Below are 23,866 nucleotides of genomic sequence, written 5' to 3'. Positions count from 1 at the left end.
GGTTGGCGAACCGGACAACGGTAAAACCGGCAGACCCGAGGGTCTCCCACGCACAGCCACCAAAAAAGTGCAGCAAAGTGCAGTCAGCGAGCTTCGAAAAAACTTGAAAGCCGCTGGGTCGTTGTCATCAGGTCGCCAAACCCGACACGCCATTTGGGCGTGACCGGACTATAGGCTTCGAGACAAAAACACAGCAATGCGCAAGTGTACGGACAATTCCCAGAGTAGTGTAGGACGTTGCCTATTCGACCGTTTCCCATGCTTTGGTCGGAGGAGAGAGCGCAATCACCACCCGAATTTGATGCACTTAACAGCAAATATCAGCAGCCCGCCAAATCCCGCTCACAAAAAAAACCGGCCAATCGTGGCCGGTCCTATGTATGGCAAAAACTTTCAGCTCTGTTGCAACACCTTAAGCGCCGCCGAAGCCAGAAACCCGGAACGGCTCTTTTCTTCCGGATGATGCAGAACGTATTCATCAATGCGGTTTAGCAGGTAGCCAGGCAGGGTGATATTCAGCTTCTGGGCCTTGCCGAGATATTTGGTGACGTCTATATCGATCAGCGCCCAGGTGCAGCCCGCATATTTCGGATTGCTTGCATGTAAAGTAACTTTGTTCGCGGGCGGTATCGGTGCACTGTCTTCCGCCAGAATTTCGAAATGCCCTTCAATGGCTTCCCGAGCCATCGCCATCGCATCATCGAGATCCTCACCAGCCGAAAAACAGCCCGGGATATCCGGCACCTCCACGCCCCAGGCGTGATCCTCATCGCCCATTGAAATCGCAATCGGGTAAAGCATGTGATTGTCCTCTTGAGTCGCCGCGTCCGACATCGGCAAAGCAGCGCCTGTTGCAAAATACTCAAAGCCGTTTTTTTGAGCAGATCCTTTTTCGGATGAGGAACCGTCACCAGCCCCGGCTTGTTCGGATGCTTGAAATGATGGTGACTGCCCCTGATCCGAACCAGATACCACCCATCCGCAACAATTTGGCTAATCAAAAAACGACTGTTCACATCACCTCCATGTGGTGTGCTTCGGTGGTTACTATACCTACCTTATTTTGGTGATCAACACTATAACCACTAAATCTTCCGTGGACCCAAAGGTTGATGGGCTGAAAGTCTAATCATTGATGGGGAAGGGCGAAGGAGAGATGGACGAATCTGTATTTCAGCGTTTTGCGACTCTGATCAACGAGGGGGCAACCCTTTGTGCTCTATGCGAAATTTGATCGCCTCGCTCGGATCGGAAAACGGCATCGGGAAATGCTCGTGTTCATATTTTTCTATCAGCGGCGCCGTATTTCCAGCTCGTCACCCTCAGGCGATCTGATCTCCGCCCCACAGATACTCAATCCAGGTAAGCGCCGCGGTCAGGTCTGCTTGGCTGTGAATAGGGTTAATGTTCATACCCGGTCTCCGCGTTGATCTGGTCATAACGGACGTCGGGCTAAAAAAGGCGTAAACCTGTATCAGAACCAGACACCGCGCTAAGTTGCAAAAGCTAATTTTTGTAGTGTTTGGATATCTCTCGCCATATATATTTGTATCGAAACTCAAGCCAGCGTATTAGTACTTTGTCTTTCTGTCGCCGTAAATAACTGTTTTCTCTGGCTTCTAGCGAATTTTTGATGTCCTCCTTCAAGTTTTCTAAATTGAAGGCGGACCATATTATTGGAATCACTGTCTCGAGATTTGTATGGCAGATCGGTGCCACTTCTTGATAAAGAATTCTTCTAATCTCTTCTGGGTCATAACTTTCGGTTTGGCGTGCAATGGCTTCATAGTCCACTTCAGTATCAACAAACGCGTCGGACAGAGCCCAGTAGACGTCGGAGCGTTCCTCGTTAGTCATTGGACATCCCATGACAGAAACTCCTCAAGTTCTTCGTCAAGACTGTCCGCGACGTAGTCGCCAACAACGCCGCCTGCAATACTGCCGGCGATCACCACTGCGATAGCGCAAACAGGAGCCGCAGGACCGCACAGCATTGAAATGCTCAGCCCAGCCAAGGCTCCACCGGCTGCGCCACCACCCAGAATGATTCCTTGGCGTCCAGTTTCCTTGGTTTTATTGTCGGCTGTGTAAATCTCTGAGGCGGCAAAGGCTGCGGTCACGATCCACGCGACTTTTCCTGCCACATTCATTCTCATGGTGCCGCGGGTAACCTTGGCGTTGTCGACGCCAGATTTTTTCAGAATTAGATAATGTACTTTTGATTTTTCCACGTCGGTTAAAAGATCAAAATTTTTCTTGTAGAGCGAGTGCGCATATTTATCCAAAGTGGTTTGCAGGGTTGGCCCGTTGAGCTTGATATATTCCGCAACGGCCACACCTTGAGCAGACGTAAATTTCCGATGCTCGTTCATGATGTTGTTACGCATTTCTTGGCAGTATGCCACACCATCTTTCGCAGTAACGTTGCCCGCCTGCACCTCGGCTTCAACCAGTCGAGACATCTCTTTGATTTTACGTTGGTAATTCAAACGGGTATTGGCGTCCTTGATCGCGTCAGTGGCAAAGCGTGCTGCAGCTCCTTCCATGCCGGCAATAGCCATCTCCAAAGGTGAGCTATGCAGATCATGATCTTTTTTTAAGATGTAACTGCCCGTAATGAGCATGGGTTCCGTCATGAGAAGATCCTTATCTCTGGATGGTGCGAAGGATGGATTCGAGAATCGAAGCGCTCCTGGACGTTTCTTCAATCCCGTAATCGACTGCAATACAGGTGTTACCTGTGGGGTTTGAAAATTTGACGGTGTTATTTGCGTCAAACACGCCTTGCATCACCGATCCGTCCTCGAAGTGTGCAACACAGGAAAGCCCTTCATAGCTTTCAACGGAAGGAATCTTAAAGCCTATCCAGTTCCCATGAATGACCATGGGCGTAGGCGGAGTGAAGGGGACGGGTGTGTGGGAGCTTCCGATAATGACCGTACCAGAACCGCCGATCACGACGTCGCCATGGGTGCCGACACTGTCGACCAGTGCAGCATTTCTGCCGTTGATGAACACCGTACCTGACACTTCCGAGGCTAATGCGCTGCCGCAGGTACACGTGTCACCTAAGCGAGCGGCAGCAAGTCCATCGAAAAACACGTCGGGAGATCCGGAGGCGATGGCTTTTGGGCCGTGCCCAGGTATTGGGCAATTGGTGGGATCGGTGATGCGTGCGGCTGGCTTTGCCATGCTTGACTCCCTGTCAGCGAAATTACCAGAGCCGACTGTATCAGACTTGCTCTGGAATTTGGCGGGCGAAGATGTCCCTAAAGCAATGCCTCAGGCGGTGACGGGAGTGACGTGTCGGAGTCATACGACCAAGCGTGATCTGCTGTGGTTGGTGGCATGACAATAGTGTTGGGACGAGTTGTTCAAAAGAAGCGGGAGGGACGTAATGGATTTCTAGTGTCTGGTTAAATTTGGTCGAATGATGTTGAAACCAGATTTAGACATTTACAGACATGGGACGAAGCCGGGGAGGCTGCAACCTTGAAAAAGTGGAGCGGGTGAAGGGAATCGAACCCTCGTTATCAGCTTGGGAAGCTGGAGTAATGCCATTATACGACACCCGCTCAGAGCGGCTGACTTTGTACCAGATGTGCGCATGAAAATGAAGTTTTTCTTTGCGTCGAGTGCTCTGGCATCGGGCTGTAGTCACGCGAAATCCGTGTGATGGCCATTCGCGGGCAAGTCGGGTGCCGCACCACTTGCTCCTACAAAATCGATCAGCATCTGCAGGACCCGGCTTGCTCGCGACGACGCGGTTTCAGATGGACAATGCATGTTGGTCCTGAACGTAGTGATAACGCGGTCGGCTTGCCTGTTGCGCAGGCTTCAGGAAACCCATCAGCGCGTTTCGACTGTCGCGGCAGGCGGCTTTGTGTTCCATGTCGAGAAAGTGGCCGGTCGCTTCCACCGTTGTAAACGAAGCGTGCGGCAGGTGGTTGGCAAATAACCGGGCGCCGTCGGCGGCGGTGTACTCGTCCCATTCGCCGTTAACGAACAACACCGGCACCTTGATTTTCTCCGAAGCCTTCAGGAAATACTGCCGGTCACTGTGCAGCAGGTCGCTGATGTGGAAGTGCATCTGCCCATATTCGTGCTCGGCCAGACTGCTGACGTGGCGATAGTTGAACCGCTTGAACAGCGTCGGCAGATGTTTGCCGATGGTGCTGTTGACCAGAGTGCCGACCCGGCCACCGTCCCGGCTGCCGAGGTAATCGACGCCGCGCTCGAGGTAATCGAGCATGTGCGCGTTGATCTCTGGCGAGAACGAACTGATCACTGCTTTTTCGATGCGTCGTGGCTGTTGGGCGAGGGCGACCAGCGTTGCGGCGCCACCCCAGGAAAACGACAGCACGTGCTCGGCGGCGAAGTGGTCGATCAACTCCAGGAGGATCTGCCCTTCGGCTTCCTTGGTCAGCATTTTCTCATGTCGGTTGTGCGCCTTGGACTGGCCCGCGTAGGGCTGGTCGTAGCAGACTACGTTGAACTCCGGGTGCAGGTTTTTCACAGTTTGTGCAAACGACGCAGTCGTGGCCATCGAGCCGTTGACCAGAATAATGGTCTTCTCTGCGGCGTCTGCGCGATAGAACTCCGTGTAAACCCGAAACTGACCCTGTATATCCAGCACAGCGATTTCTGGCCTCATGTCATAAGACTCCTGGCAAGCGGGTATGCGCGCAAATCAGATTGCACGAGCTTTGTGACAGGTAGGCATATGCCTGAGAATTTCGGGGGCCCATGTCGATCCAGTGCAGTCCGGTCGACGGGTATTGTTATTGGCGGGCAATCTGCCGGAACAAGGCGGAACCTGAAGGTTCTCGACCGGCAAAAAGTTTCTTAGAGGTATGTGGTGACTCGTCAGTCACATTTCGGCTGACGACCTGATTCAAGCAGGGGCCACGGGACTTCGCAAGTGCCGTTGGTAAATTGTTCGACAACTTCTGCTGAGCGGTATCCCGCTTAGATCAATTCGATCTCATCGGCACGCAAAGGCCGGTATTCGCCCGGTTTCAGCGAAGGATCCAGCGTCAACGGGCCCATGCTTTCACGGTGCAAACGCAGGACTTTGTTATCGAAGTGACCGAACATCCGCTTCACCTGGTGATAGCGGCCCTCGACGATGCTCAGGCGCGCGGTATTCGGCCCCAGTACGTCCAGCTCGGCGGGTTGGGTGGTGAGGTCCTCAAACGCGAAGTACATCCCCTGATTGAACGTGGCGGCGTACTGCGGGCCTATCTCTTGTTCGGTCTCGACGTAATACACCTTGGGCAGTTTGGTCTGCGGTTGCGTCAGGCGACGCGACCAGCTGCCGTCGTTGGTGATCAGCATCAGGCCGGTGGTGTTGAAGTCCAGACGTCCGGCGATGTGCAGATCGTCCTTGTCGGGCTCATGGATCAGATCAAGCACCGTCGGGTGTTCGGGATCGCGCGTGGCGCTGACGCAGCCGGCCGGTTTGTGCAGCATGAAATGGCGCAACGGTTTGCCGACTTGGAGGATTTCGTCATCAATCTCTATGCGACTGAATTCGCGTACCTCGGCATGGGGATCGCTGACGATTTTGCCGTCGACCCGGATGCGCTTTTCCACCAGCAACAGACGAACCTGCTTACGGTTGAAGCGCGGCAGGTTGCTGAGGAATCGGTCAACACGCATGACAAACGATCGGCAGGAAAGGGCCGCGCATCTTACTTGATCGGCTTGGCAACTGTTTGCAGCTGTGCCTCGACCTGAGCGCAGCGCGGACACAGGCACGAGACTTTACGCAGCTCCGCCGGCAGTTTCTCGAGCACTGCCGGATCAATGCTGACGCTGTAGCACCAACAGGCGCGAGCAGCGGTGCGCGGATCAGCCAGGGTGCAGTCGTTGGAAGCGCCGCAGGCCGGGCATAGGTCGGGGGTTTTCATTGATAGCCATGATCACGGGTGTTTCAGGATTCTACACAGGCCGCGTTGAGATGAATCGCGGAATGACCAATGAAAAGCCTTTCATCGGCGACTTGTTTCAACGTATTGCGAGAACGCACCAGATTCTGAAATCGATGTCTTATCTTTCGACAGTCCCCGATTGATTGACTGTCGCCCGCCAGCGTCGCTGGTGTGGTCACTCGCGGTCCAGGAGGCCGCCATGTATCGCCGACTTCTTCTGATAGCTGTACTGGGTTTGTCTGTTAGTGCTTGCGTGCCCTATGCCGATGGAGGAGGCAGCTACTACCGTTCCGAGGTTTACACGTCCCCGGCGCCGTATTATTCGAATGGCGGGGCCTATTACTCCAACGGTGGTTATTACACCGCGCCGCGTCGGTACTACGCGCCGCCCGCTCGGCATTACCAGCCGACACCGCGCTATTACCACCAGCCGCGGGTTTATCAACCGGCGCCGCGTTACTACCAGCATTCGCCGCGCGCCGATTACCGGGTTCATCAGAATCGTGGCTGGGAGGGTCGCAGTCGTGGCGGTTGGGATGGGCGTGACCGCGGTGGCCGTAACGATTATCGAGGTGGTCATGGTGGGCGCGACAATCGGGGCGGGCGGGGCGACCACAATGGTCGTGGTGGCGATGGCAGAGGCGGTCACCGCTGATTCACCCCAAAAAAAACGGCGCACGAAGCGCCGTTTTTTTGTGCCCGCGATTTAATACTCCGTCAGATCCGCCAGCGGATGCCGACCTTCCCAGGCCTTGTGAAAATGCGCTTCCACCACCGCTTCCGGCACAGTATTAACATCCGGCCAATGCCAATGTGGCTTCTGATCCTTGTCGATCAACCGCGCTCGGACGCCCTCGCTGAACTCCGGATGACGGCAGCAATTGAGGCTGACGGTGTATTCCATCTGAAAGACCTGCGCCAACGAGAGGTGGCGAGCGCGAACGATCTGTTCCCAGACCAGATGAGCGGTCAACGGCGAGCCTTCGCTCAGGGTTCGCGCTGCGCGACTCAGCAGCAGGTCCGGGTCATCGCGCAACGGGCTGATGGCCTTCCAGGCGCAACGCACATCACTGACATCCAGCAATTGGTCAATTCGCTCGCGACGCGGCAACCACTGCGCGGCGGGCATTTGCGGCAGTGCTTCCTGTTGCAGCGCCTTGAGCAGACTGTTTAGCTGCATCGGCGTCTGTTCCTGCCAGTTCAATTGCAGCAAGCCCTGAATCAGATCCTCCTGCTGCTCGTCGAGCAGGAAGCGATCGGCGAGGTCCAGATCGATCGCGTCGCGACCGTTCATGTGCGCGCCGGTGAGGCCGAGAAACAAACCGAGCTTGCCCGGCAGTCGCGACAGAAACCAACTGGCGCCGACGTCAGGATAAAGGCCAATGCTGATTTCCGGCATCGCCAGGCGGCTGCTTGGTGTCACGATGCGAATGCTCGCGCCTTGCAGCAGGCCCATGCCGCCGCCCAGCACATAGCCGTGGCCCCAGCAGATCAGCGGTTTCGGATAGGTGTGCAGGTTGAAATCGAGCCGGTATTCCGCCGCGAAGAAATTTGCGGCCAGCGGCGGCACTTCGCCGGGTGTCGCGCGGCAGGCTTCAACCAGGCTGCGCACTTCGCCGCCGGCGCAAAAGGCCTTGGCGCCGTTGCCGCGCAACAATACGCACACAATCTGCGGTTCTCTGGCCCAGGCATCCAGTTGATCGCGCAGGGCGTTGATCATCGGCAAGGAGAGGGCGTTGAGGGATTTCTCGGCGTCCAGCGTGGCGATGCCGATGCGTGCGCCGTGGGTGCCGGTGAGTTCTTCGAAGTGCAGATTCATCGTGACCTCAATCGGGTTTTTGAACGATCAGTATGATCGCTGTACTGGAAAGTGCCGGATCTGCGTCAGATCAATTGACAAGCGTGACGGGCTTTCCTAGGGTTCGCCCCATTGTCTTTGCCGGATGTAACCATGACTGCTGACGACCGTATCAAACTCGAACCGAGCTGGAAGGAGGCACTGCGTGCTGAATTCGACCAGCCGTACATGGCAGAGTTGCGCAACTTCCTGCAACAGGAGCGTGCGGCGGGCAAAGAGATTTATCCACCGGGCCCGCTGATTTTCAATGCGCTCAACTCGACGCCGCTGGACAAGGTCAAGGTCGTCATACTCGGTCAGGACCCGTATCACGGTCCGGGCCAGGCACATGGCTTGTGCTTTTCTGTACAGCCGGGCGTGCCGGCGCCGCCGTCGCTGGTGAACATTTATAAAGAACTGAAGCGCGACCTGAATATCGATATTCCCAGCCATGGCTACTTGCAGAGCTGGGCCGATCAGGGCGTCTTGATGCTCAACACCACCATGACTGTTGAGCGCGCGAGTGCCAATGCGCACAAGGATAAAGGCTGGCAGTTTTTCACCGACCGCATCATTGAAATCGTCAGCCAGCAGCAGCCTCATTTGGTATTCATGCTCTGGGGCGCACATGCGCAAAGCAAACAGAAACTGATCGATGCGACCAAGCATCTGGTGCTGACGTCGGTGCATCCGTCGCCGCTCTCCGCCTACCGTGGTTTCCTGGGGTGCGGGCATTTCGGTCGGGCCAACAAATTTCTTGAGCAGAATGGTGAGGCGCCGATCGAGTGGCGGTTGCCGCCGGTTTGATGCGGTGACAGCACCGGCCCGATCGCGAGCAGGATCACTCCCACAGGGACATCGCGAATTCTGTGGGAGCGAGCCTGCTCGCGATGGGGCCGACTCGGTCTCTATTCAGCATCCCGATTCCAATACCTGAACAACGGCTCCGCCAGAAACAACACAAACAACAAACGCATCACCTGCATCGCTGTCACCAGCGGCACGGACAATTGCAGTGTTTCCGCCGTCAGGCTCATTTCGGCGATCCCGCCCGGCATCATGCCTAACGTCAGTGAACGCAGATCCAGATGTGTCAACGCACTCAATCCCAGCGCCGCCACCGTCGCGATCAGCATGGTCAACACGGTGCCAAGCAACGTGCGGCCCATGAACGATGGCGCGCGCCGGAAGAACTGCCGATTGAAATGACAGCCCAGTCCGCTGCCGATCAGCAACTGACCGATCTGGCTGCCACCAGCCGGCAGACCGATGTGCAAATCCCAACCAATACTGACCGCCGCGCTGACCAGCAGCGGCCCGAACAGCCACGGGTTGGGCTGCCGAAGACGTTCCCAGATCAACGCTGCGACTGCGCCTGCCGGTAACAGCAGAGCGAGCCACCACCAGTTGACGGCGGCCGGATGAAACATCGGCGCACCGTCACCCAGCAGATATTTGAAAGCGGCGGGTACGCAGAGGACGACCACCAGCACGCGCAAGCTTTGCCCCGCAGCGACGCGACTGAGCACCGCGCCGTTGCGTGCGCCGAGGTTGACCATCTCCCCGGAGCCGCCGGGCATGCTGGAGAAGAATGCCGTGGCGCGGTCCTCACCGGTGCGCCGCATCAACCAGACGCCGACCACCGCCGAGAGACTGGTGATCAGCGCACCGAAGAAGATCAAACCGAAGTGGCTCAGCACCTGCTCCATCACCACGGGGGTGAAGTGCAGGCCGATACCGATGCCGATGACCCATTGACCGCATTTGCGGCCGCCGGGAATTTCCGCCAATTGCCACGGCGTCAGGCAGCGCACCAGGATAATTGCCAGCAATGAGCCGACCATCCATGGCAGCGGCCAGCCCACCAGACTGGCGAGGTAACCGCCCAGCGCGCCTACTAAAGGCGTGCCCCACCAGGCGTTGAACGGTGTTCGATCAGACATCGGCCAGGGTGCGCCGGGCAGCCGAACGTTTGCGCCAGATCCGCACGATCGGCATGAACAGCATGATCACGGTCAGTACCCACACGCCTAAAGTGATCGGGCTTGACCAGAGGATCTCCAGCGCACCGTTGGAAATCGACAGCGCCCGACGCAGGTTCTGCTCCATCAAACCACCGAGGATGAAACCCAGCAGCACCGGCGACAACGGGAAGTCCAGCTTGCGCAGGATGTAACCGAAAATGCCGATCCCGATCATCAGGAACAGGTCGAAGGTGGTGGCGTGCACTGCGTAAACGCCGATCCCTGTGATGATCGCGATCACCGGCACCAGCGCCCAGTTAGGCACGGCCAGGATACGGGTGAAAATACGGATCATCGGGATGTTGAGGATCACCAGCATGGTGTTGGCGATGAACAACGACGCGATCAGCCCCCAGACGATGTCCGGTTGCTGTTGGAACAGCAGCGGGCCCGGTGTGATGTTGTACAGCGAGAGTGCGCCGATCATCACCGCCGTGGTGCCCGAACCTGGCACGCCCAGCGTCAGCATCGGCACCAGTGCACCGCAGGCTGCACCGCCGATGGCAGTTTCCGGAGCGGCGAGGCCGCGCATGTCGCCTTGGCCGAAGGTGCCCTTGGCGCCGGCGATGCGTTTCTCGGTCATGTAAGCCACGGCACTGGCCAGGGTCGCACCGGCACCCGGCAAGACACCCATGATGAAACCCAGCACGCCGCAACGGACGTTCACCGCGAACACCGCCGAAGCTTCCTTGAAGTTGAACATCATCCGGCCAGTGGCTTTCACCGCTTCCTGACCCCGGTGGGTTTTTTCCAGCAGCAGCAAGATCTCGCTGATGGAGAACAGGCCGAGCACCAGCACGACAAACTGAATACCGTCAGTCAGATGGATGTTGTCCCCGGTGAACCGGTAAACGCCGCTGTTGGCGTCGATGCCGACGGTCGACAGGAACAGGCCGATCAACGCTGCGATAAACGTTTTCAGCGGACGATCGCCAGCCATGCCGCCGAGGCAGACAATCGCGAACACCATCAGCACGAAATATTCCGCCGGTCCGAAGGCAATCGCCCATTTCGCCAGCAGCGGCGCAAACAACACCATGCCGCAGGTGGCGATAAATGCACCAATGAACGAGCTCCACGCCGACAACGACAATGCAACGCCGGCCATGCCTTTGCGGGCCATCGGGTACCCGTCGAGGGTGGTCATTACGGTGGAAGCTTCGCCTGGAATATTCAGCAGAATCGAGCTGATCCGGCCGCCGTATTCGCAACCCAGGTACACCGCCGCCAGCAGAATCAGCGCCGATTCCGGCGGCAGGCCGAGGGCAAATGCGATCGGGATCAGCAGCGCCACGCCGTTGATCGGACCCAGGCCCGGCAACAGCCCGACCACGGTGCCGATGAGGGTGCCGCACAAGGCAGTCACCAGATTGTACGGGCTCAGCGCAACGCCAAAGCCCTGACCCAAATAACCAAGCGTATCCATGTCAGTTCTCCAGAACGTCGAGCACGCCCAAAGGCAGTGGCACGTCCATGACTTTGTCGAACAGCAGATAGAGACCGATCGCCATCAGGCTGATGATCACGGCACTGGGTAGCCAGCGACCGCCGTACAGGCGAGCCATCGGTACGCCGATCAGGATGCTGGCGACGATGAAACCGAGGGGTTCGAAGGTGCCGGCGAAAATCAGCAGCAGGACGACACAGATGCCGATCTTGACCAAGGTGTCGCGGTCCAGCTGCGGGTCATCGTCGCTGTGCACGATCGGTGTCGGACGAAACACCATGTAGAGCAAACCGAGACCCATCAGGCCGAGCATCAACAGCGGAAACGCCCGAGGACCGACCGGTTCGTAGGAAAAAGCCGCCTGGTACGGCCACGCCATCAGTGTCAGGCCGATGCAGGCCAGCAATAGCACCGAGGCGAAAATGCGTTGTACGAGCATGAGAAACTCCTGCGCCGCGGCCCCGATCACTCGGAGCCGCAGCCGCTAGAAAGAGGCGATCACTGGATCAGGCCGAACTCTTTGGCCAGCACTTTGTAGTCGGCAACCTGCTTCTTCACGTAGGTGTCCAGCTCCGGGCCGGTCATCGCGAACGGAAACAGTTCACGCTGATCGCGCAGCTTGGCGAACTCGCCGGACGCAAGCATTTTGTCGAAGGCATCTTTCCACCAGGCGTAGTCTGCGTCGCTGACCTTAGGCCCCAGGTAGAAACCGCGAACCACTGGCCAGACGATGTCGTAGCCTTGCTCTTTGGCAGTCGGAATGTCTTTCATTTCCGGCTCGTCCAGACGGTTTTCAGAGAACACTGCCAGCAAGCGCATGTCGCCGCTCTGGATGTGCGGCATGGAGTCGGAGATGTCGGTGCTGCCGACCTGGATGTGGCCACCCAGCAGGGCCGTAGCAATTTCGCCGCCGCCTTCGAGGGCGACATAACGCAGCTCGCGTGGGTTGATGCCGGCGGCTTTAGCGATCAGCGCGGTTTGCATCCAGTCCTGGCTGCCGACGGTGCCGCCGGAACCGATGACCACCGAGCCCGGATCTTTCTTCAGCGCTTTAACCAGATCGTCCAGCGTCTTGTAGGGCGAATCGGCTTTCACCGCGATGGCACCGTAGCTGGTGCCGACTGCCGCGAGCCAGCGCACGGCGTTTTCGTCAAAGCGGCCGAATTTGCCTTGGGCCAGGTTGAGCAGCGAACCGCTGGACCACGCCACCAGCGTTCCGGCGTCGGCCGGGCGTTGCGCGACCACGGCGTTGTACGCCACAGCGCCGACACCGCCGGGCATATAGGTCACACGCATCGGTTTGCTCAACAGCTTTTCATTCACCAGCGCGCTCTGCACCAGCTTGCACGTCAAGTCAAAACCGCCGCCCGGGGAGGCCGGGGCGATGCATTCAGGGCGTTTGGGCTCGGCCATCAGCTGGCCGGCAAACAGCACACAACTGGCGGCGAGGGCGAAACGGCGCATTGATCGGTTCATGGGTGTCTCCAGGGGAGTTGTTGTTTTTGGGGATGTTTCAGGTGCGACGATTTCGCGCTGCGCAGCCAATGCCGGCGCTGGCACACGTAAATAGTGAGAGATGAGGAATAGAGTAGGGCGGGCAAGCCTGAAGCTTTGGAGCCAGCATGATGCGTACCTCGTTTTATTGTTCTTATTGGCGAAAACGCTTCGTGGCGTTTTTCGGGAGCTACATTTCAAAGCACGGTTGATGGTGTGTTCAAACCATCCGTGGCCCGACTGTAACGGGCGAACCTTTCAGCAACCTTTCATCAGCCTGTCACCGGGATATTCGCGTTTTTCAGGCTTCACAGCGACGTACGCGGCTGTAAACTCCGCGCCAGAGGCTGGCGTTGAACATCCCTGAATGAGGTAAAGATCCATGCGTGTTCTGCTCGTCGAAGACCATCTGCAATTGGCCGACAGTGTGGCCCAGGCGCTCAAGAGCACCGGTTTGACCGTGGATGTGTTGCACGATGGCGTCGCGGCCGACCTGGCCTTGAGCAGCGAGGAATACGCTGTGGCGATCCTTGATGTCGGCTTGCCGCGCATGGATGGTTTCGAAGTACTGGCGCGTTTGCGGGCGCGGGGCAAAAACCTGCCGGTGCTGATGTTGACCGCGCGCAGCGACGTCAAAGACCGTGTGCATGGCCTGAACCTCGGCGCGGATGACTACCTGGCCAAGCCCTTCGAACTCACAGAACTGGAAGCTCGGGTCAAAGCCCTGCTGCGCCGCAGTGTGCTCGGCGGTGAACGTCAGCAGACCTGCGGCGTGCTGGCCTACGATCTGGACACCCGACGCTTCACCCTCGGCGATGAATTACTCACCCTGACCTCCCGTGAGCAGGCCGTGCTCGAAGCCTTGATCGCCCGGCCTGGTCGCGTGATGAGCAAGGAGCAACTCGCTTCGCAAGTATTCGGCCTGGACGAAGAGGCCAGCCCCGACGCCATCGAGATTTACGTCCATCGTTTGCGTAAGAAACTCGACGGGCAGCCAGTTGCCATCGTCACCTTCCGCGGGCTTGGTTATTTACTGGAAAGCCGCGATGCATAAGGCCAGCAGCCTGCGCTGGCGTTTACTGTGGAACCTCGCAGTGTTGCTGGTGGTGTTGATGCTCGCGAGTGGTCTGAGTGCCTACTGGAACGGTCGCGAAGCTGCCGATACTGCGTACGACCGCACGTTGCTGGCCTCAGCGAGAACCATCGCTGCCGGCTTGTCCGAGCGCGACGGCAGCCTGAGTCTCGACGTGCCGTATGTGGCGCTTGATACCTTCGCGTATGACAGCGCCGGGCGAATTTTCTACCTGGTCAACGACATCAATCAGAAGCTGATCTCCGGTTACGAAAACCTGCCTGCGCCACCGCCGGGCACGCCGCGCACCGATGACTATCCGGCCCTGGCGCGTTTCTACAATGCCGAGTATCAGGGGCAGAACGTCCGTGTGGTCAGCCTGCTCAAACCCGTCAGCGAACCGAACATGAACGGCATGGCGGAAATCCGCGTGGCGGAAACCGATGAGGCCCGGGTAAGCATGGCGCGCAGTCTGGCCGCAGACACGTTGCTGCGGCTGGGCATGCTGGCCATCGGAGCATTGCTGATGGTGTGGTTTGCAGTCAGCGCGGCGTTGCGCCCGCTGGAGCGTTTGCGCACGGCGGTGGAAGAGCGTCAACCCGACGATTTGCGGCCGCTGCCATTGGTGGAAGTGCAACATGAATTGTGGCCGCTGGTCAGCGCTCTTAATCACTTTACCGAGCGACTGCGCGGGCAGTTCGAGCGCCAGGCGCAGTTTATCGCCGATGCCGCGCATGAGTTGCGCACACCTCTGGCGGCGCTCAAGGCGCGACTGGAACTGGGGCTGCGCGCGACCCAAGCCGACACCTGGCGCGAGACCCTGGAAACAGCGGCGCAGAACACTGACCGCCTGACCCACCTGGCCAATCAGTTACTCTCCCTGGCGCGGGTCGAGAACGGCGCTCGGGCGATTGCCGAGGGGGGCGCACAGTTGCTCGACCTCAGCCAGTTGGCGCGCGAACTCGGCATGGCCATGGCGCCGCTCGCGCACAAGCGCGGCGTAGCGCTGGCGCTGGAAGCGGATGAGCCAGTGTGGCTGCGGGGTGAGCCGACCTTGTTGAATGAACTGCTGAGCAACCTGGTGGATAACGCACTGGCGCATACGCCGCCGGGCGGCAACGTGATTCTGCGGGTGTCGGCGCCAGCGGTGCTGGAAGTTGAAGATGACGGCCCGGGCATTCCGCTGGAAGAGCGCGAACGGGTGTTCGAGCGGTTTTATCGGCGCAATCAGCAGGTCGCCGGGTCAGGCCTGGGCTTGGCGATTGTCGGCGAGATTTGCCGCGCGCATCTGGCGCAGATCAGTTTGCATGATGGCGAGCAGGCGGGCTTGACAGTGCGTGTGAGCTTTATCGCCGGAGACTGAACGCTACCCTGTGGCGAGGGGGCTTGCCCCCGTTGGACTGCGAAGCGGTCCCAAAACGGCTGCCGTGGTTACTTGAATATCGAATTAATCACTGTCACGACTGCGTCGCAGCCGAACGGGGGCAAGCCCCCTCGCCACAAGATTTAATGAAACATCGAACGCGATTCTTCCAGGTCTCTGTGCATCGCTTCGTGCTCCGGATCAATCTTCAGCTTTTTGAACGCCGGGACGTTCGACGCATCGATCCGCGCGAGAGGATGATCGGTATATTTGTGGCAAAACAGGCTCGCGACCTGTACCAGGTCAACGTAATCGACCCGCTCGGAGTCGCGCTCGAAGTCCAGGTACAGTCCCGGAACCTTCACCAGTTTTTCCGGAAAATCCCAGACCCGCAGCAACTTCTCACCAATCACCGGATGAATCTTGTCGATCACATGGTTCAAGCTGACCGGGTCCGCCAGCAGTTCATTGTGATCTTCGGCGTAGGTCAGAATCGGCAGGACGCCGATCTGATGCACCAAACCACCCAGGGCAGCTTGATCGGGCTTCAGGTCAGTGTAGCGGCGGCACAAGGCGTAACTGACGCCGGCAATTTCCAGGCTCTTGCGCCAGACGTCGCGCATTTTCTGTTCCACCACCTCGGAGCGCGCATGGAATATCTGTTCCATCACCAGGCCGATGGCCAGGTTACTGCTGTAATTGACCCCCAGCCGCGTGATGGCGGTGTGCAGGTCCGTGACTTCCTGCGTGGCGCGCAGCAGCGGGCTGTTGACGATTTTGATCAGGCGCGCCGACAGCGCCGTATCCCGGCCGATCACTTTGCTCAGGGCACTGACGCTGATTTCCGGATCCTCAGCAGCCTTGCGAATCTGCAGGGCAACTTCCGGTAACGTTGGCAGCACCAGGTCATCATTACTGATGGCCGCAACCAAATCCTGTTGGACCTTATCCGCCAGCTCGCTCATTTCGATTCTCTAGGATTACGGCAATGCTGCATCAGCGCTGGATTTCGCGATCGCGATCCAGGTCGTAAGGCAGGTCGAGCAACTGCAAAGCGGGCCCTTCAAGCGCGCCAAGATGGATATCGCAACCTTCAGCTGCTTCGGCTTGCAGTACAGCCAGGAGTTCAATATTACGCTCCGCGTGCGCGGCGATCACCACTTCGCCGATCGAGCTGCCGTGCGAAGGCGAAAACAGCGGTGTGCCCGGCTCCGGCAATTCGCCGGCGGGCAGGCTTAGCCGATACAAACGGCGCTTCAGTTTGCCCAGGTATTGCATCCGCGCGACGATTTCCTGGCCAGTGTAGCAACCCTTTTTAAAGCTCACTCCACCGACGGCTTGCAGGTTAAGCATCTGCGGGATGAACAGTTCGCGAGTCGCCGGCATCACCTGACCGATCCCTGCGCGGATCTGACCCAATAGCCATTCATTCAGATCGCCCGGCGCCAGTACGGCCGACAGCTTGCCTTTGACCACGTCAGCTTGATCAGCAGGCACCCAGAGTTCCGCACGGTCCGGCGAGACGCGCACGGCAATCAGGTCGCCATGGCGCACAACGCTGTCGGTGTCTGCCGGCAGCTCGAGACCCAGATCTGCCAGCACGGTGTCGCCTAGAACGACGCCGAAGCGCACCCACGCTGCGCTTTCATCGGTGAGCTTCGATTTGGAGAACACTGCGTATTTTTTCAGGTCCGCCAGCTGCGGCTCCAGCAGCTCGGTGGCCATGGCCATCAGCACGCCGTCACCCTGCAACAGAATGCGGAAACTCGATTGCATCCGGCCTTTCTGCGTACAGCGCGCACCGAGGCTGGCCCGATGTTCACTCAGATAATCGAGGTTGCAGGTCAGCTGCCCTTGCAGGAATTTGCCGGCATCGGTCCCGCGGACCGCGAGTACGCCTTCGTGAGACAGGGTGCAAAAAAAAGCAGAGTCGGCCATGGGTCATCGCAGGGTAAAGAGTCTGGGGCACATCATAAGGGTGTGCCCATGAAATGGGTAGTTTCCAAAGGTAGGTGATGCCCGACCAAAGCCGACTGTTCGGTGGCGTCCGGGACTGTATACTTGCCGCCTATTTGAGGAGCGCTCCATGGTCGAAGATGTTGAACTGAATCGCCTCTACTGGCACAGCCGCCGCGGCATGCTTGAGCTTGACGTATTGCTGGTGCCGTTTGTCAAAGAGGTCTATCCGCACCTCAATCAGGTTGATCGCGACTGCTATGTCCGCCTGCTCGAATGCGAAGATCAGGACATGTTCGGCTGGTTCATGGAGCGCGCCGAATCGGAAGATCCGGAGCTTCAGCGCATGGTTCGGATGATCCTGGATCGTGTCCAGCCCAAGTAATGCGTTCGAATGCCGCTGGCATGCCTCGCGGCAGTTGCTGGCGGTGTATCTGTTGGCTCAGCTGTTCGCGCTGGGTTCGCTGTTTCTTCTTTCCATTCCCGTCTGGGCAAGCGTGCTCGGCATTCTCGCCTGCCTGGCGCATGGCGCGTGGACCCTGCCACGGCAGATTCTGCTGACACATCCCAAGGCATTCATGGGGCTGCGACGCGATGCCGATGGCTGGCAGTTGTGGAATCGCGCGTCGGGCTGGCAGCCTGTACAGCTGAGGCCAGACAGTCTGGCGCTGCCGTTGATTGTGGTGCTGCGTTTCCGACTGCAGAGCGAGCGACGGATCCGGTCGATCTGCGTACCGCGCGATTCGCAGGCGGCAGATCTGCACCGTCGCCTGCGAGTCCGGCTTACGTTCAGCCGGCGTAGGTGGGCGGCACCAGAATAGTGTCGAGCGCCTCTGGCAGCATGTCCGGATAATCGAGGGTGTAATGCAAACCCCGGCTTTCCTTGCGTTCCATCGCTGACAGAATCATCAGTTCTGCGACCTGAGCCAGGTTGCGCAGCTCGATCAAATCCCGGCTGACCTTATAGTTGCTGTAGAACTCGTCGATCTCGTCCAGCAACAGGCGCACGCGATGTTGTGCTCGTTGCAAACGCTTGTTGGTGCGAACGATACCCACGTAGTCCCACATGAAACGCCGCAATTCATCCCAGTTGTGCGCAATGATCACGTCTTCGTCCGAATCGGTAACCTGGCTGGCATCCCAGACGGGCAGGGCGACGGGCGTCGAGATCTGCGGCAATTGCTCAAGAATGTCCGCGGCCGCGGAACGTGCATAAACGAAGCATTCCAGCAGCGAGTTGCTGGCCATGCGGTTTGCACCGTGCAAACCGGTGAAGCTGGTCTCGCCGATGGCGTAGAGGCCTGGCACATCGGTGCGACCCTGCTGATTCACCATCACCCCGCCGCAGGTGTAATGCGCTGCAGGAACGACCGGAATCGGTTGTTTAGTGATGTCGATGGAAAACTCGAGGCAGCGTTCGTACACCGTCGGGAAGTGCGTCTTGATGAATTCTTCGGGCTTGTGGCTAATGTCCAGATAGACACAGTCAATGCCCAGGCGCTTCATTTCATGGTCGATCGCCCGAGCGACGATATCGCGCGGCGCCAGCTCGGCACGGGAGTCGAAACGCTGCATGAAGCGTTCGCCATTGGGCAGCTTCAAATGTGCGCCTTCGCCGCGCAAGGCTTCGGTCACCAGAAAGCTCTTGGCCTGCGGGTGATACAGGCAGGTGGGGTGAAACTGGTTGAATTCCAGATTCGCCACTCGGCAACCCGAACGCCAGGCCATGGCGATGCCATCACCGCACGCGCCATCGGGGTTGCTGGTATAGAGATAAACCTTTGCGGCCCCGCCCGACGCAAGAATGACGAATCGGGCGCCGTAGGTGTCCACCTCGCCAGTCCCGCGATTAAGAACGTAGGCGCCGAGGCAGCGGTCGCCTTGCATGCCCAATCGTTTTTTGGTGATCAGGTCCACGGCGACTCGTTGTTCCAGCAGTTCTATGTTCGGACGCTGTCTTGCCTTGTCGAGCAAGGTTTTGAAGATGGCCGCGCCCGTAGCGTCGGCTGCGTGGATGATGCGCCGATGACTGTGACCGCCTTCTCGGGTCAGGTGAAACTCGAAGCCACCGTCTTCGGTGCCGGACTGTTCGTCGCGAGTAAAGGGCACACCTTGGTCGATAAGCCACTGAATCGCTTCTTTACTGTGCTCGACCGTGAAACGCACGGCGTCTTCATGGCACAAGCCGCCGCCGGCGTTCAGGGTGTCATCGACGTGGGATTCTACGGTGTCGGTATCATCGAGAACGGCGGCAACCCCGCCCTGCGCCCAGAACGTCGAGCCGTTGGCGAGATCGCCCTTGCTCAAAACCGCAATGCGCAAATGACCGGGCAAGGTCAGCGCAAGGCTCAAGCCGGCAGCGCCGCTTCCTATGACCAGGACATCGTGTTGGAACTGTTGGCTCATCTGGAAATTTCCGCTCAAAGCGACCCGAATCTGGGTTGGCGCACGACTACTGTAACGCCGAGGCAACGCAACCACACAGCCCACTAGTATATAGAGGGGGGGAGCGGCACAATAGCCGGACACATATGGCAATTTGAAACTACGGTAAACTGAAAATGGTCGACACTTCGTCGGATGGTTTTTCCGCCGGTTCGGCGACACGGCGACTGTATCGTGGATTTAACACTGGTTTTCCGTTCAAGGTTGCACAATGTGGCGCGGACACGGCTAGAAATAATTGGAACTTTTGCCGAAAGCCCAAGATCAATAGACCGTTGCCTGAATCAAGGGACAGCATCGGATTTATGTGCGGGGTTGTTTCGATCCTCGCCGCCGGTCCGATGAAAAGATTATTCGCGCAGCCGGATTATTTCGTGCTGCGCTTTTCGTGCGTGCCAAATCAGAGCCCGCAGGAAACTTGCTTGGAAGGGGGAGAACTTTTGCGAAAAGCCCGAGTCTATGTTTGCAAGTCTGGTCGTTTAGTTATGCAAGCTTCCTCCGAGCTTATCGAGGAGAGTTCATGCTAACCCAGGAAGAGGATCAGCAACTGGTCGAACGCGTTCAGCGCGGCGACAAGCGAGCTTTCGATCTGCTAGTGCTGAAATATCAGCACAAAATTCTCGGGTTGATCGTGCGTTTTGTGCACGACACCCATGAAGCCCAGGATGTGGCGCAGGAAGCCTTTATCAAGGCGTACCGAGCGCTAGGAAATTTTCGCGGAGACAGTGCGTTTTATACGTGGCTTTACCGCATCGCCATTAACACGGCGAAAAACTATCTGGTTTCACGCGGCCGCCGGCCGCCGGATAGTGATGTAAGTTCCGAAGATGCCGAGTTCTACGATGGCGATCATGGCCTCAAGGATCTCGAGTCACCAGAACGTGCATTGCTGCGGGATGAGATCGAAGGAACTGTCCATCGAACCATCCAGCAACTGCCAGAAGATTTGCGTACGGCTTTAACTTTACGTGAATTCGATGGTCTGAGTTACGAGGACATTGCGAGCGTCATGCAGTGTCCGGTGGGTACCGTGCGCTCCCGGATTTTCCGCGCTCGGGAGGCCATCGATAAAGCCCTGCAGCCGTTGTTGCAGGAAAACTGAGACAGCGGCGATAGCCAAGAGAGGAACGCCATGAGTCGTGAAGCCCTGCAGGAATCGCTGTCCGCAGTGATGGATAACGAAGCGGACGAACTGGAACTGCGTCGAGTGCTTAACGCCTTTGACGATGTTGAAACCCGTGAAACGTGGGCTCGTTATCAAATCGCTCGGGCAGTAATGCACAAGGATTTGCTGCTTCCACGTCTGGACATTGCAGCGGCAGTTTCTGCTGCGCTTGCCGACGAGGCCGTACCGGCAAAAGTTACCCGTGGTCCATGGCGCAGCCTGGGTCGTCTGGCGGTCGCTGCTTCGGTTACCGTTGCTGTCTTGGCTGGTGTTCGTCTTTACAACCAGGATGAGATTGCCGGTGCTCAGCTGGCTCAGCAGTCGACACAACCCGGTTTGGCAACCCCGCAAGTCAAAGGCCCTGCAGTATTGGCCGGCTACAGCGAGAGCACGGAAGCCACCGGTCCTATGGCCAACGGTGTTTTGCAGGGTCAGCCAGGTTGGCATGATCAGCGTCTGCCAAGCTACCTGCGTCAGCATGCGCAACAAGCTGCACTGAAAGGCACCGAGAGCGCTCTGCCTTACGCTCGTGCGGCAAGCCTGGAAAACCGTTAAGGAGGATCATGCGCGCCATACCTCTACTTACGCTTCTGCTCGGTGGCTGGTTCGTTGTTCCAGCCCACGCCGACGAAGCTCAGGACTGGTTGACTCGTCTTGGTCACGCCGAGCAAGAGCAAAGCTTTCAAGGCACCTTCGTTTACGAGCGCAGTGGCAGTTTCTCGACCCATAACATCTGGCATCGTGTTCAGGATGGCAAGGTCCGCGAGCGATTGCTCCAGCTCGATGGATCTGCGCAGGAAGTCGTACGCGTTGATGGACTGACTCAATGCGTCAGCGGCACCCTGATCGCGGGCCTCGGGGATTCTCCCAGCGCTGCAGCTCGTACCCTTGATCCAAAAAAACTCAAAAACTGGTACGACCTTGCCGTTATTGGCAAATCGCGCGTGGCCGGTCGCCCGGCAGTCATCGTTGCCCTGACGCCACGTGATCAGCACCGTTATGGATTTGAGTTGCACCTGGATAAAGAAACCGGTCTACCCCTCAAGTCGTTGCTGCTGAATGACAAAGCGCAACTGCTGGAGCGGTTCCAGTTCACTCGACTTGAGACAACTGGTGTTCCTTCCGAGACTGATTTACGTCCGGGAGCCGATTGCAAACCGGTTGCCATCAATAGCAGCAAGGCGTCCGCAGAGAAAGTCGCGCAGGCGTGGCGTTCGGATTGGTTGCCACCTGGCTTTGAACTGATCAACAGCACTGCCCACAAGGACGCCGTAACCAAAACACAGGTCAACAGTTTGATGTACGACGATGGTTTGGCCCGTTTCTCGGTGTTTCTCGAACCGTTGAATGGTGCCACCGTTACCGACACCCGCACTCAGCTGGGACCAACGGTTGCGGTATCCCGGCGTCTGACGACGCCGCAAGGCGAAATGATGGTGACCGTCGTCGGCGAGATACCGGTCGGCACCGCTGAGCGTATTGCTTTATCCATGCGCAAAGATGATGCCACCACCACGCAGTGAGTCGAGATCGAAATGTTTGGTGAGCATTTCAGTTTGCAAATCCCGCCCAATTTTCTTATAGGTCAGAGCCTCTCGGCTCTGGCCTTGTTTTTTGTTCCCGGAACAAAAATACCGGCGTATCGTTCCGGTGTTCCTTTGCTCCATATCGCTTAACCATGCTCGTCGTAACGGGAGCCGTATGTCGATACCACGCTTGAAGTCTTACCTCTCCATATTTGCCACCGTGCTGGTGCTCGGTCAGGCGGTCGCTGTTCAAGCGGTCGAACTGCCTGACTTCACCCAACTGGTCGAACAGGCCTCGCCTGCAGTAGTCAACATCAGTACCACGCAGAAACTTCCAGACCGCAAGGTCAATCAGCAGATGCCCGATCTTGAAGGCTTGCCGCCGATGTTGCGCGAGTTCTTCGAGCGAGGCATGCCGCCGCAATCGCGCTCACCTCGTGGTGATCGTCAGCGCGAAGCTCAATCCCTGGGATCGGGTTTCATCATCTCGCCAGACGGCTACATTCTGACCAATAACCATGTGATCGCCGATGCCGACGAAATTCTCGTTCGTCTGGCAGACCGCAGCGAATTGAAAGCCAAGCTGGTTGGCACTGACCCACGTTCCGACGTGGCACTGCTGAAAATTGAAGGCAAAGACCTGCCGGTGCTCAAGCTCGGCAAGTCCCTGGACCTGAAGGCCGGGCAGTGGGTCGTAGCGATTGGCTCGCCGTTTGGTTTCGACCATACCGTGACGCAAGGCATCGTCAGCGCCGTTGGGCGCAGCCTGCCCAACGAAAACTACGTGCCGTTTATCCAGACTGACGTGCCGATCAACCCGGGCAATTCGGGTGGTCCGCTGTTTAACCTGGCGGGCGAAGTCGTCGGTATCAACTCGCAGATCTACACCCGTTCAGGTGGCTTCATGGGCGTATCGTTCGCGATCCCTATCGACGTCGCGCTGGACGTTTCCAATCAGCTGAAGTCGGGTGGCAAGGTCAGTCGTGGCTGGTTGGGCGTAGTGATTCAGGAAGTGAGCAAAGACCTGGCCGAGTCGTTCGGCCTGGATAAACCGGCCGGAGCACTGGTCGCGCAGATCCAGGAAGATGGTCCGGCTGCCAAAGGTGGTCTGCAAGTAGGCGACGTCATCCTGAGCATGAATAGTCAGGCGATCGTCATGTCTGCTGACCTTCCGCACCTCGTTGGCGCACTCAAGGCAGGCTCCAAAGCCAACCTGGAAGTGATCCGCGATGGCAAGCGCAAGAATGTCGAGCTCACCGTTGGCACGATACCCGAGGAGGGCGACGAACAAAGTTCGCTGGCCAAATCCAGCGCCGAGCGCAGCAGTAATCGCTTGGGCGTTGCGGTCGCCGAGCTGACAGATGAACAGAAGAAAACCTTCGATCTGAAAGGCGGCGTGATTATCAAGGAAGTTCAGGACGGTCCTGCTTCCCAGATTGGCTTGCAGCCTGGCGACGTGATCACTCACCTGAACAACCAGGCGATTGGCTCCTCCAAGGAATTCACCGACATCGCCAAGGCTTTGCCGAAGAACCGCTCGGTGTCGATGCGGGTTCTGCGTCAAGGTCGCGCCAGCTTCATCACCTTCAAACTGGCTGAATAAT

The 23,866-nt window shown here is 57.9% G+C and carries 25 protein-coding genes, 1 tRNA gene and 2 pseudogenes; 10 read left to right on the top strand and 18 right to left on the bottom strand.

The genetic code is table 11. From position 1 onward, the window contains the following. Window positions 1-393 precede the first annotated feature (393 nt). From ACYZTS_RS00585 to ACYZTS_RS00540, 10 genes and pseudogenes are all read right to left on the bottom strand, one after another. Window positions 394-801: a type II toxin-antitoxin system HicB family antitoxin gene (locus ACYZTS_RS00585; RefSeq protein WP_461993256.1), complete on the bottom strand. Its 408-nt coding sequence runs from the start codon at window positions 799-801 to the stop codon at window positions 394-396. A gap of 38 nt (window positions 802-839) precedes the next feature. Continuing rightward, a pseudogene (locus tag ACYZTS_RS00580) lies at window positions 840-1,016 on the bottom strand (type II toxin-antitoxin system HicA family toxin); the annotation flags it as partial. 180 nt (window positions 1,017-1,196) lie between these two features. Then, window positions 1,197-1,412, bottom strand: a pseudogene (locus ACYZTS_RS00575) (helix-turn-helix domain-containing protein); the annotation flags it as partial. A gap of 94 nt (window positions 1,413-1,506) precedes the next feature. After that, a complete protein-coding gene (locus ACYZTS_RS00570; RefSeq protein ID WP_461993254.1) occupies window positions 1,507-1,857 on the bottom strand; it encodes a DUF7079 family protein in 351 nt (116 codons plus the stop codon). After that, entirely contained in the window at window positions 1,854-2,636 is a 783-nt protein-coding gene (locus ACYZTS_RS00565; RefSeq protein ID WP_461993252.1) for a hypothetical protein, read from the bottom strand. Before ACYZTS_RS00565 ends, ACYZTS_RS00570 begins: the two co-directional genes overlap by 4 nt. A 10-nt stretch (window positions 2,637-2,646) precedes the next feature. After that, entirely contained in the window at window positions 2,647-3,192 is a 546-nt protein-coding gene (locus ACYZTS_RS00560) for a PAAR domain-containing protein (protein WP_461993250.1), read from the bottom strand. A 309-nt stretch (window positions 3,193-3,501) separates the two neighbouring features. Beyond that, window positions 3,502-3,575 (bottom strand) — tRNA-Gly (locus tag ACYZTS_RS00555). 194 nt (window positions 3,576-3,769) lie between these two features. Further along, window positions 3,770-4,654, bottom strand: a complete 885-nt coding sequence (locus tag ACYZTS_RS00550) for an alpha/beta fold hydrolase (protein ID WP_461993248.1) — start codon at window positions 4,652-4,654, stop codon at window positions 3,770-3,772. A gap of 314 nt (window positions 4,655-4,968) precedes the next feature. Then, on the bottom strand, window positions 4,969-5,661 hold the full coding sequence (locus tag ACYZTS_RS00545; RefSeq protein ID WP_461993246.1) for a pseudouridine synthase: 693 nt from the start codon (window positions 5,659-5,661) through the stop codon (window positions 4,969-4,971). Window positions 5,662-5,693: 32 nt separating this feature from the next. After that, window positions 5,694-5,912 carry a cysteine-rich CWC family protein gene (locus ACYZTS_RS00540; RefSeq protein WP_461993245.1) on the bottom strand — a complete coding sequence of 73 codons (219 nt, stop codon included), beginning with the start codon at window positions 5,910-5,912 and terminating at the stop codon, window positions 5,694-5,696. 220 nt (window positions 5,913-6,132) lie between these two features. Between ACYZTS_RS00540 and ACYZTS_RS00535 the strand changes: the two genes are divergently transcribed. Next, the gene (locus tag ACYZTS_RS00535; protein ID WP_461993243.1) at window positions 6,133-6,588 is read left to right on the top strand and encodes a hypothetical protein; all 456 of its coding nucleotides are present in this window, start codon (window positions 6,133-6,135) and stop codon (window positions 6,586-6,588) included. A gap of 51 nt (window positions 6,589-6,639) precedes the next feature. Here ACYZTS_RS00535 and ACYZTS_RS00530 read toward each other — a convergent pair whose 3' ends face one another. Further along, window positions 6,640-7,752, bottom strand: a complete 1,113-nt coding sequence (locus ACYZTS_RS00530; protein WP_028622224.1) for an enoyl-CoA hydratase/isomerase family protein — start codon at window positions 7,750-7,752, stop codon at window positions 6,640-6,642. Window positions 7,753-7,884: 132 nt separating this feature from the next. On the opposite strand from ACYZTS_RS00530, the gene ung reads away from it, so the two are divergent. Next, window positions 7,885-8,577, top strand: coding sequence for a uracil-DNA glycosylase (gene ung, locus ACYZTS_RS00525; RefSeq protein ID WP_461993241.1), 693 nt, complete (start codon window positions 7,885-7,887; stop codon window positions 8,575-8,577). A gap of 101 nt (window positions 8,578-8,678) precedes the next feature. Here ung and ACYZTS_RS00520 read toward each other — a convergent pair whose 3' ends face one another. From ACYZTS_RS00520 to ACYZTS_RS00505, 4 genes are read right to left on the bottom strand one after another with little or no spacing between them, the layout of a single operon-like run. After that, on the bottom strand, window positions 8,679-9,713 hold the full coding sequence (locus ACYZTS_RS00520; protein WP_461993239.1) for an AbrB family transcriptional regulator: 1,035 nt from the start codon (window positions 9,711-9,713) through the stop codon (window positions 8,679-8,681). Beyond that, window positions 9,706-11,220: a tripartite tricarboxylate transporter permease gene (locus ACYZTS_RS00515; RefSeq protein ID WP_028622227.1), complete on the bottom strand. Its 1,515-nt coding sequence runs from the start codon at window positions 11,218-11,220 to the stop codon at window positions 9,706-9,708. Before ACYZTS_RS00515 ends, ACYZTS_RS00520 begins: the two co-directional genes overlap by 8 nt. A gap of 1 nt (window position 11,221) precedes the next feature. Next, window positions 11,222-11,680 carry a tripartite tricarboxylate transporter TctB family protein gene (locus tag ACYZTS_RS00510; protein ID WP_461993237.1) on the bottom strand — a complete coding sequence of 153 codons (459 nt, stop codon included), beginning with the start codon at window positions 11,678-11,680 and terminating at the stop codon, window positions 11,222-11,224. Window positions 11,681-11,739: 59 nt separating this feature from the next. Then, entirely contained in the window at window positions 11,740-12,717 is a 978-nt protein-coding gene (locus tag ACYZTS_RS00505) for a Bug family tripartite tricarboxylate transporter substrate binding protein (RefSeq protein ID WP_461993235.1), read from the bottom strand. Window positions 12,718-13,117: 400 nt separating this feature from the next. Between ACYZTS_RS00505 and ACYZTS_RS00500 the strand changes: the two genes are divergently transcribed. Together ACYZTS_RS00500 and ACYZTS_RS00495 are read left to right on the top strand one after the other, a co-directional pair. Further along, window positions 13,118-13,789 (top strand): response regulator, encoded by a 672-nt coding sequence (locus tag ACYZTS_RS00500; RefSeq protein WP_028622230.1) that lies wholly within the window; start codon window positions 13,118-13,120, stop codon window positions 13,787-13,789. Then, window positions 13,782-15,170: a sensor histidine kinase gene (locus ACYZTS_RS00495; RefSeq protein WP_028622231.1), complete on the top strand. Its 1,389-nt coding sequence runs from the start codon at window positions 13,782-13,784 to the stop codon at window positions 15,168-15,170. Before ACYZTS_RS00500 ends, ACYZTS_RS00495 begins: the two co-directional genes overlap by 8 nt. Before the next feature lie 143 nt (window positions 15,171-15,313). Here the strand turns inward: ACYZTS_RS00495 and ACYZTS_RS00490 are convergent, their stop codons facing one another. After that, a complete protein-coding gene (locus ACYZTS_RS00490; RefSeq protein ID WP_028624452.1) occupies window positions 15,314-16,135 on the bottom strand; it encodes an HDOD domain-containing protein in 822 nt (273 codons plus the stop codon). A 31-nt stretch (window positions 16,136-16,166) separates the two neighbouring features. After that, on the bottom strand, window positions 16,167-17,108 hold the full coding sequence (gene ygfZ, locus ACYZTS_RS00485) for a CAF17-like 4Fe-4S cluster assembly/insertion protein YgfZ (protein ID WP_461993232.1): 942 nt from the start codon (window positions 17,106-17,108) through the stop codon (window positions 16,167-16,169). A 148-nt stretch (window positions 17,109-17,256) separates the two neighbouring features. On the opposite strand from ygfZ, the gene ACYZTS_RS00480 reads away from it, so the two are divergent. Both ACYZTS_RS00480 and ACYZTS_RS00475 read left to right on the top strand, forming a co-directional pair. Further along, entirely contained in the window at window positions 17,257-17,511 is a 255-nt protein-coding gene (locus tag ACYZTS_RS00480) for an FAD assembly factor SdhE (RefSeq protein ID WP_028624454.1), read from the top strand. Further along, window positions 17,495-17,947 carry a protein YgfX gene (locus ACYZTS_RS00475; protein WP_461993229.1) on the top strand — a complete coding sequence of 151 codons (453 nt, stop codon included), beginning with the start codon at window positions 17,495-17,497 and terminating at the stop codon, window positions 17,945-17,947. Before ACYZTS_RS00480 ends, ACYZTS_RS00475 begins: the two co-directional genes overlap by 17 nt. On the opposite strand, the gene nadB is transcribed toward ACYZTS_RS00475, so the two are convergent. Continuing rightward, window positions 17,916-19,532 carry an L-aspartate oxidase gene (nadB, locus tag ACYZTS_RS00470; protein WP_461993227.1) on the bottom strand — a complete coding sequence of 539 codons (1,617 nt, stop codon included), beginning with the start codon at window positions 19,530-19,532 and terminating at the stop codon, window positions 17,916-17,918. The two genes, ACYZTS_RS00475 and nadB, sit on opposite strands and share 32 nt — an antisense overlap. 559 nt (window positions 19,533-20,091) lie before the next feature. On the opposite strand from nadB, the gene rpoE reads away from it, so the two are divergent. The 4 genes from rpoE (at window position 20,092) to ACYZTS_RS00450 (ending at window position 23,865) form a co-directional block, all read left to right on the top strand. Next, window positions 20,092-20,673 (top strand): RNA polymerase sigma factor RpoE, encoded by a 582-nt coding sequence (gene rpoE, locus ACYZTS_RS00465; RefSeq protein ID WP_003172477.1) that lies wholly within the window; start codon window positions 20,092-20,094, stop codon window positions 20,671-20,673. Window positions 20,674-20,703: 30 nt separating this feature from the next. Continuing rightward, entirely contained in the window at window positions 20,704-21,291 is a 588-nt protein-coding gene (locus ACYZTS_RS00460; RefSeq protein WP_028624457.1) for a sigma-E factor negative regulatory protein, read from the top strand. Window positions 21,292-21,299: 8 nt separating this feature from the next. Continuing rightward, entirely contained in the window at window positions 21,300-22,259 is a 960-nt protein-coding gene (locus tag ACYZTS_RS00455) for a MucB/RseB C-terminal domain-containing protein (protein WP_461993225.1), read from the top strand. A 178-nt stretch (window positions 22,260-22,437) separates the two neighbouring features. Then, window positions 22,438-23,865 (top strand): DegQ family serine endoprotease, encoded by a 1,428-nt coding sequence (locus tag ACYZTS_RS00450; RefSeq protein ID WP_461993223.1) that lies wholly within the window; start codon window positions 22,438-22,440, stop codon window positions 23,863-23,865. The last annotated feature ends 1 nt before the right edge of the window (window position 23,866 follow it).

This window comes from Pseudomonas sp. TMB3-21, assembly GCF_054898145.1.
The sequence above is the reverse complement of the archived record's forward strand: the minus strand, read 5'-3'. Positions and strand labels throughout refer to the sequence as shown.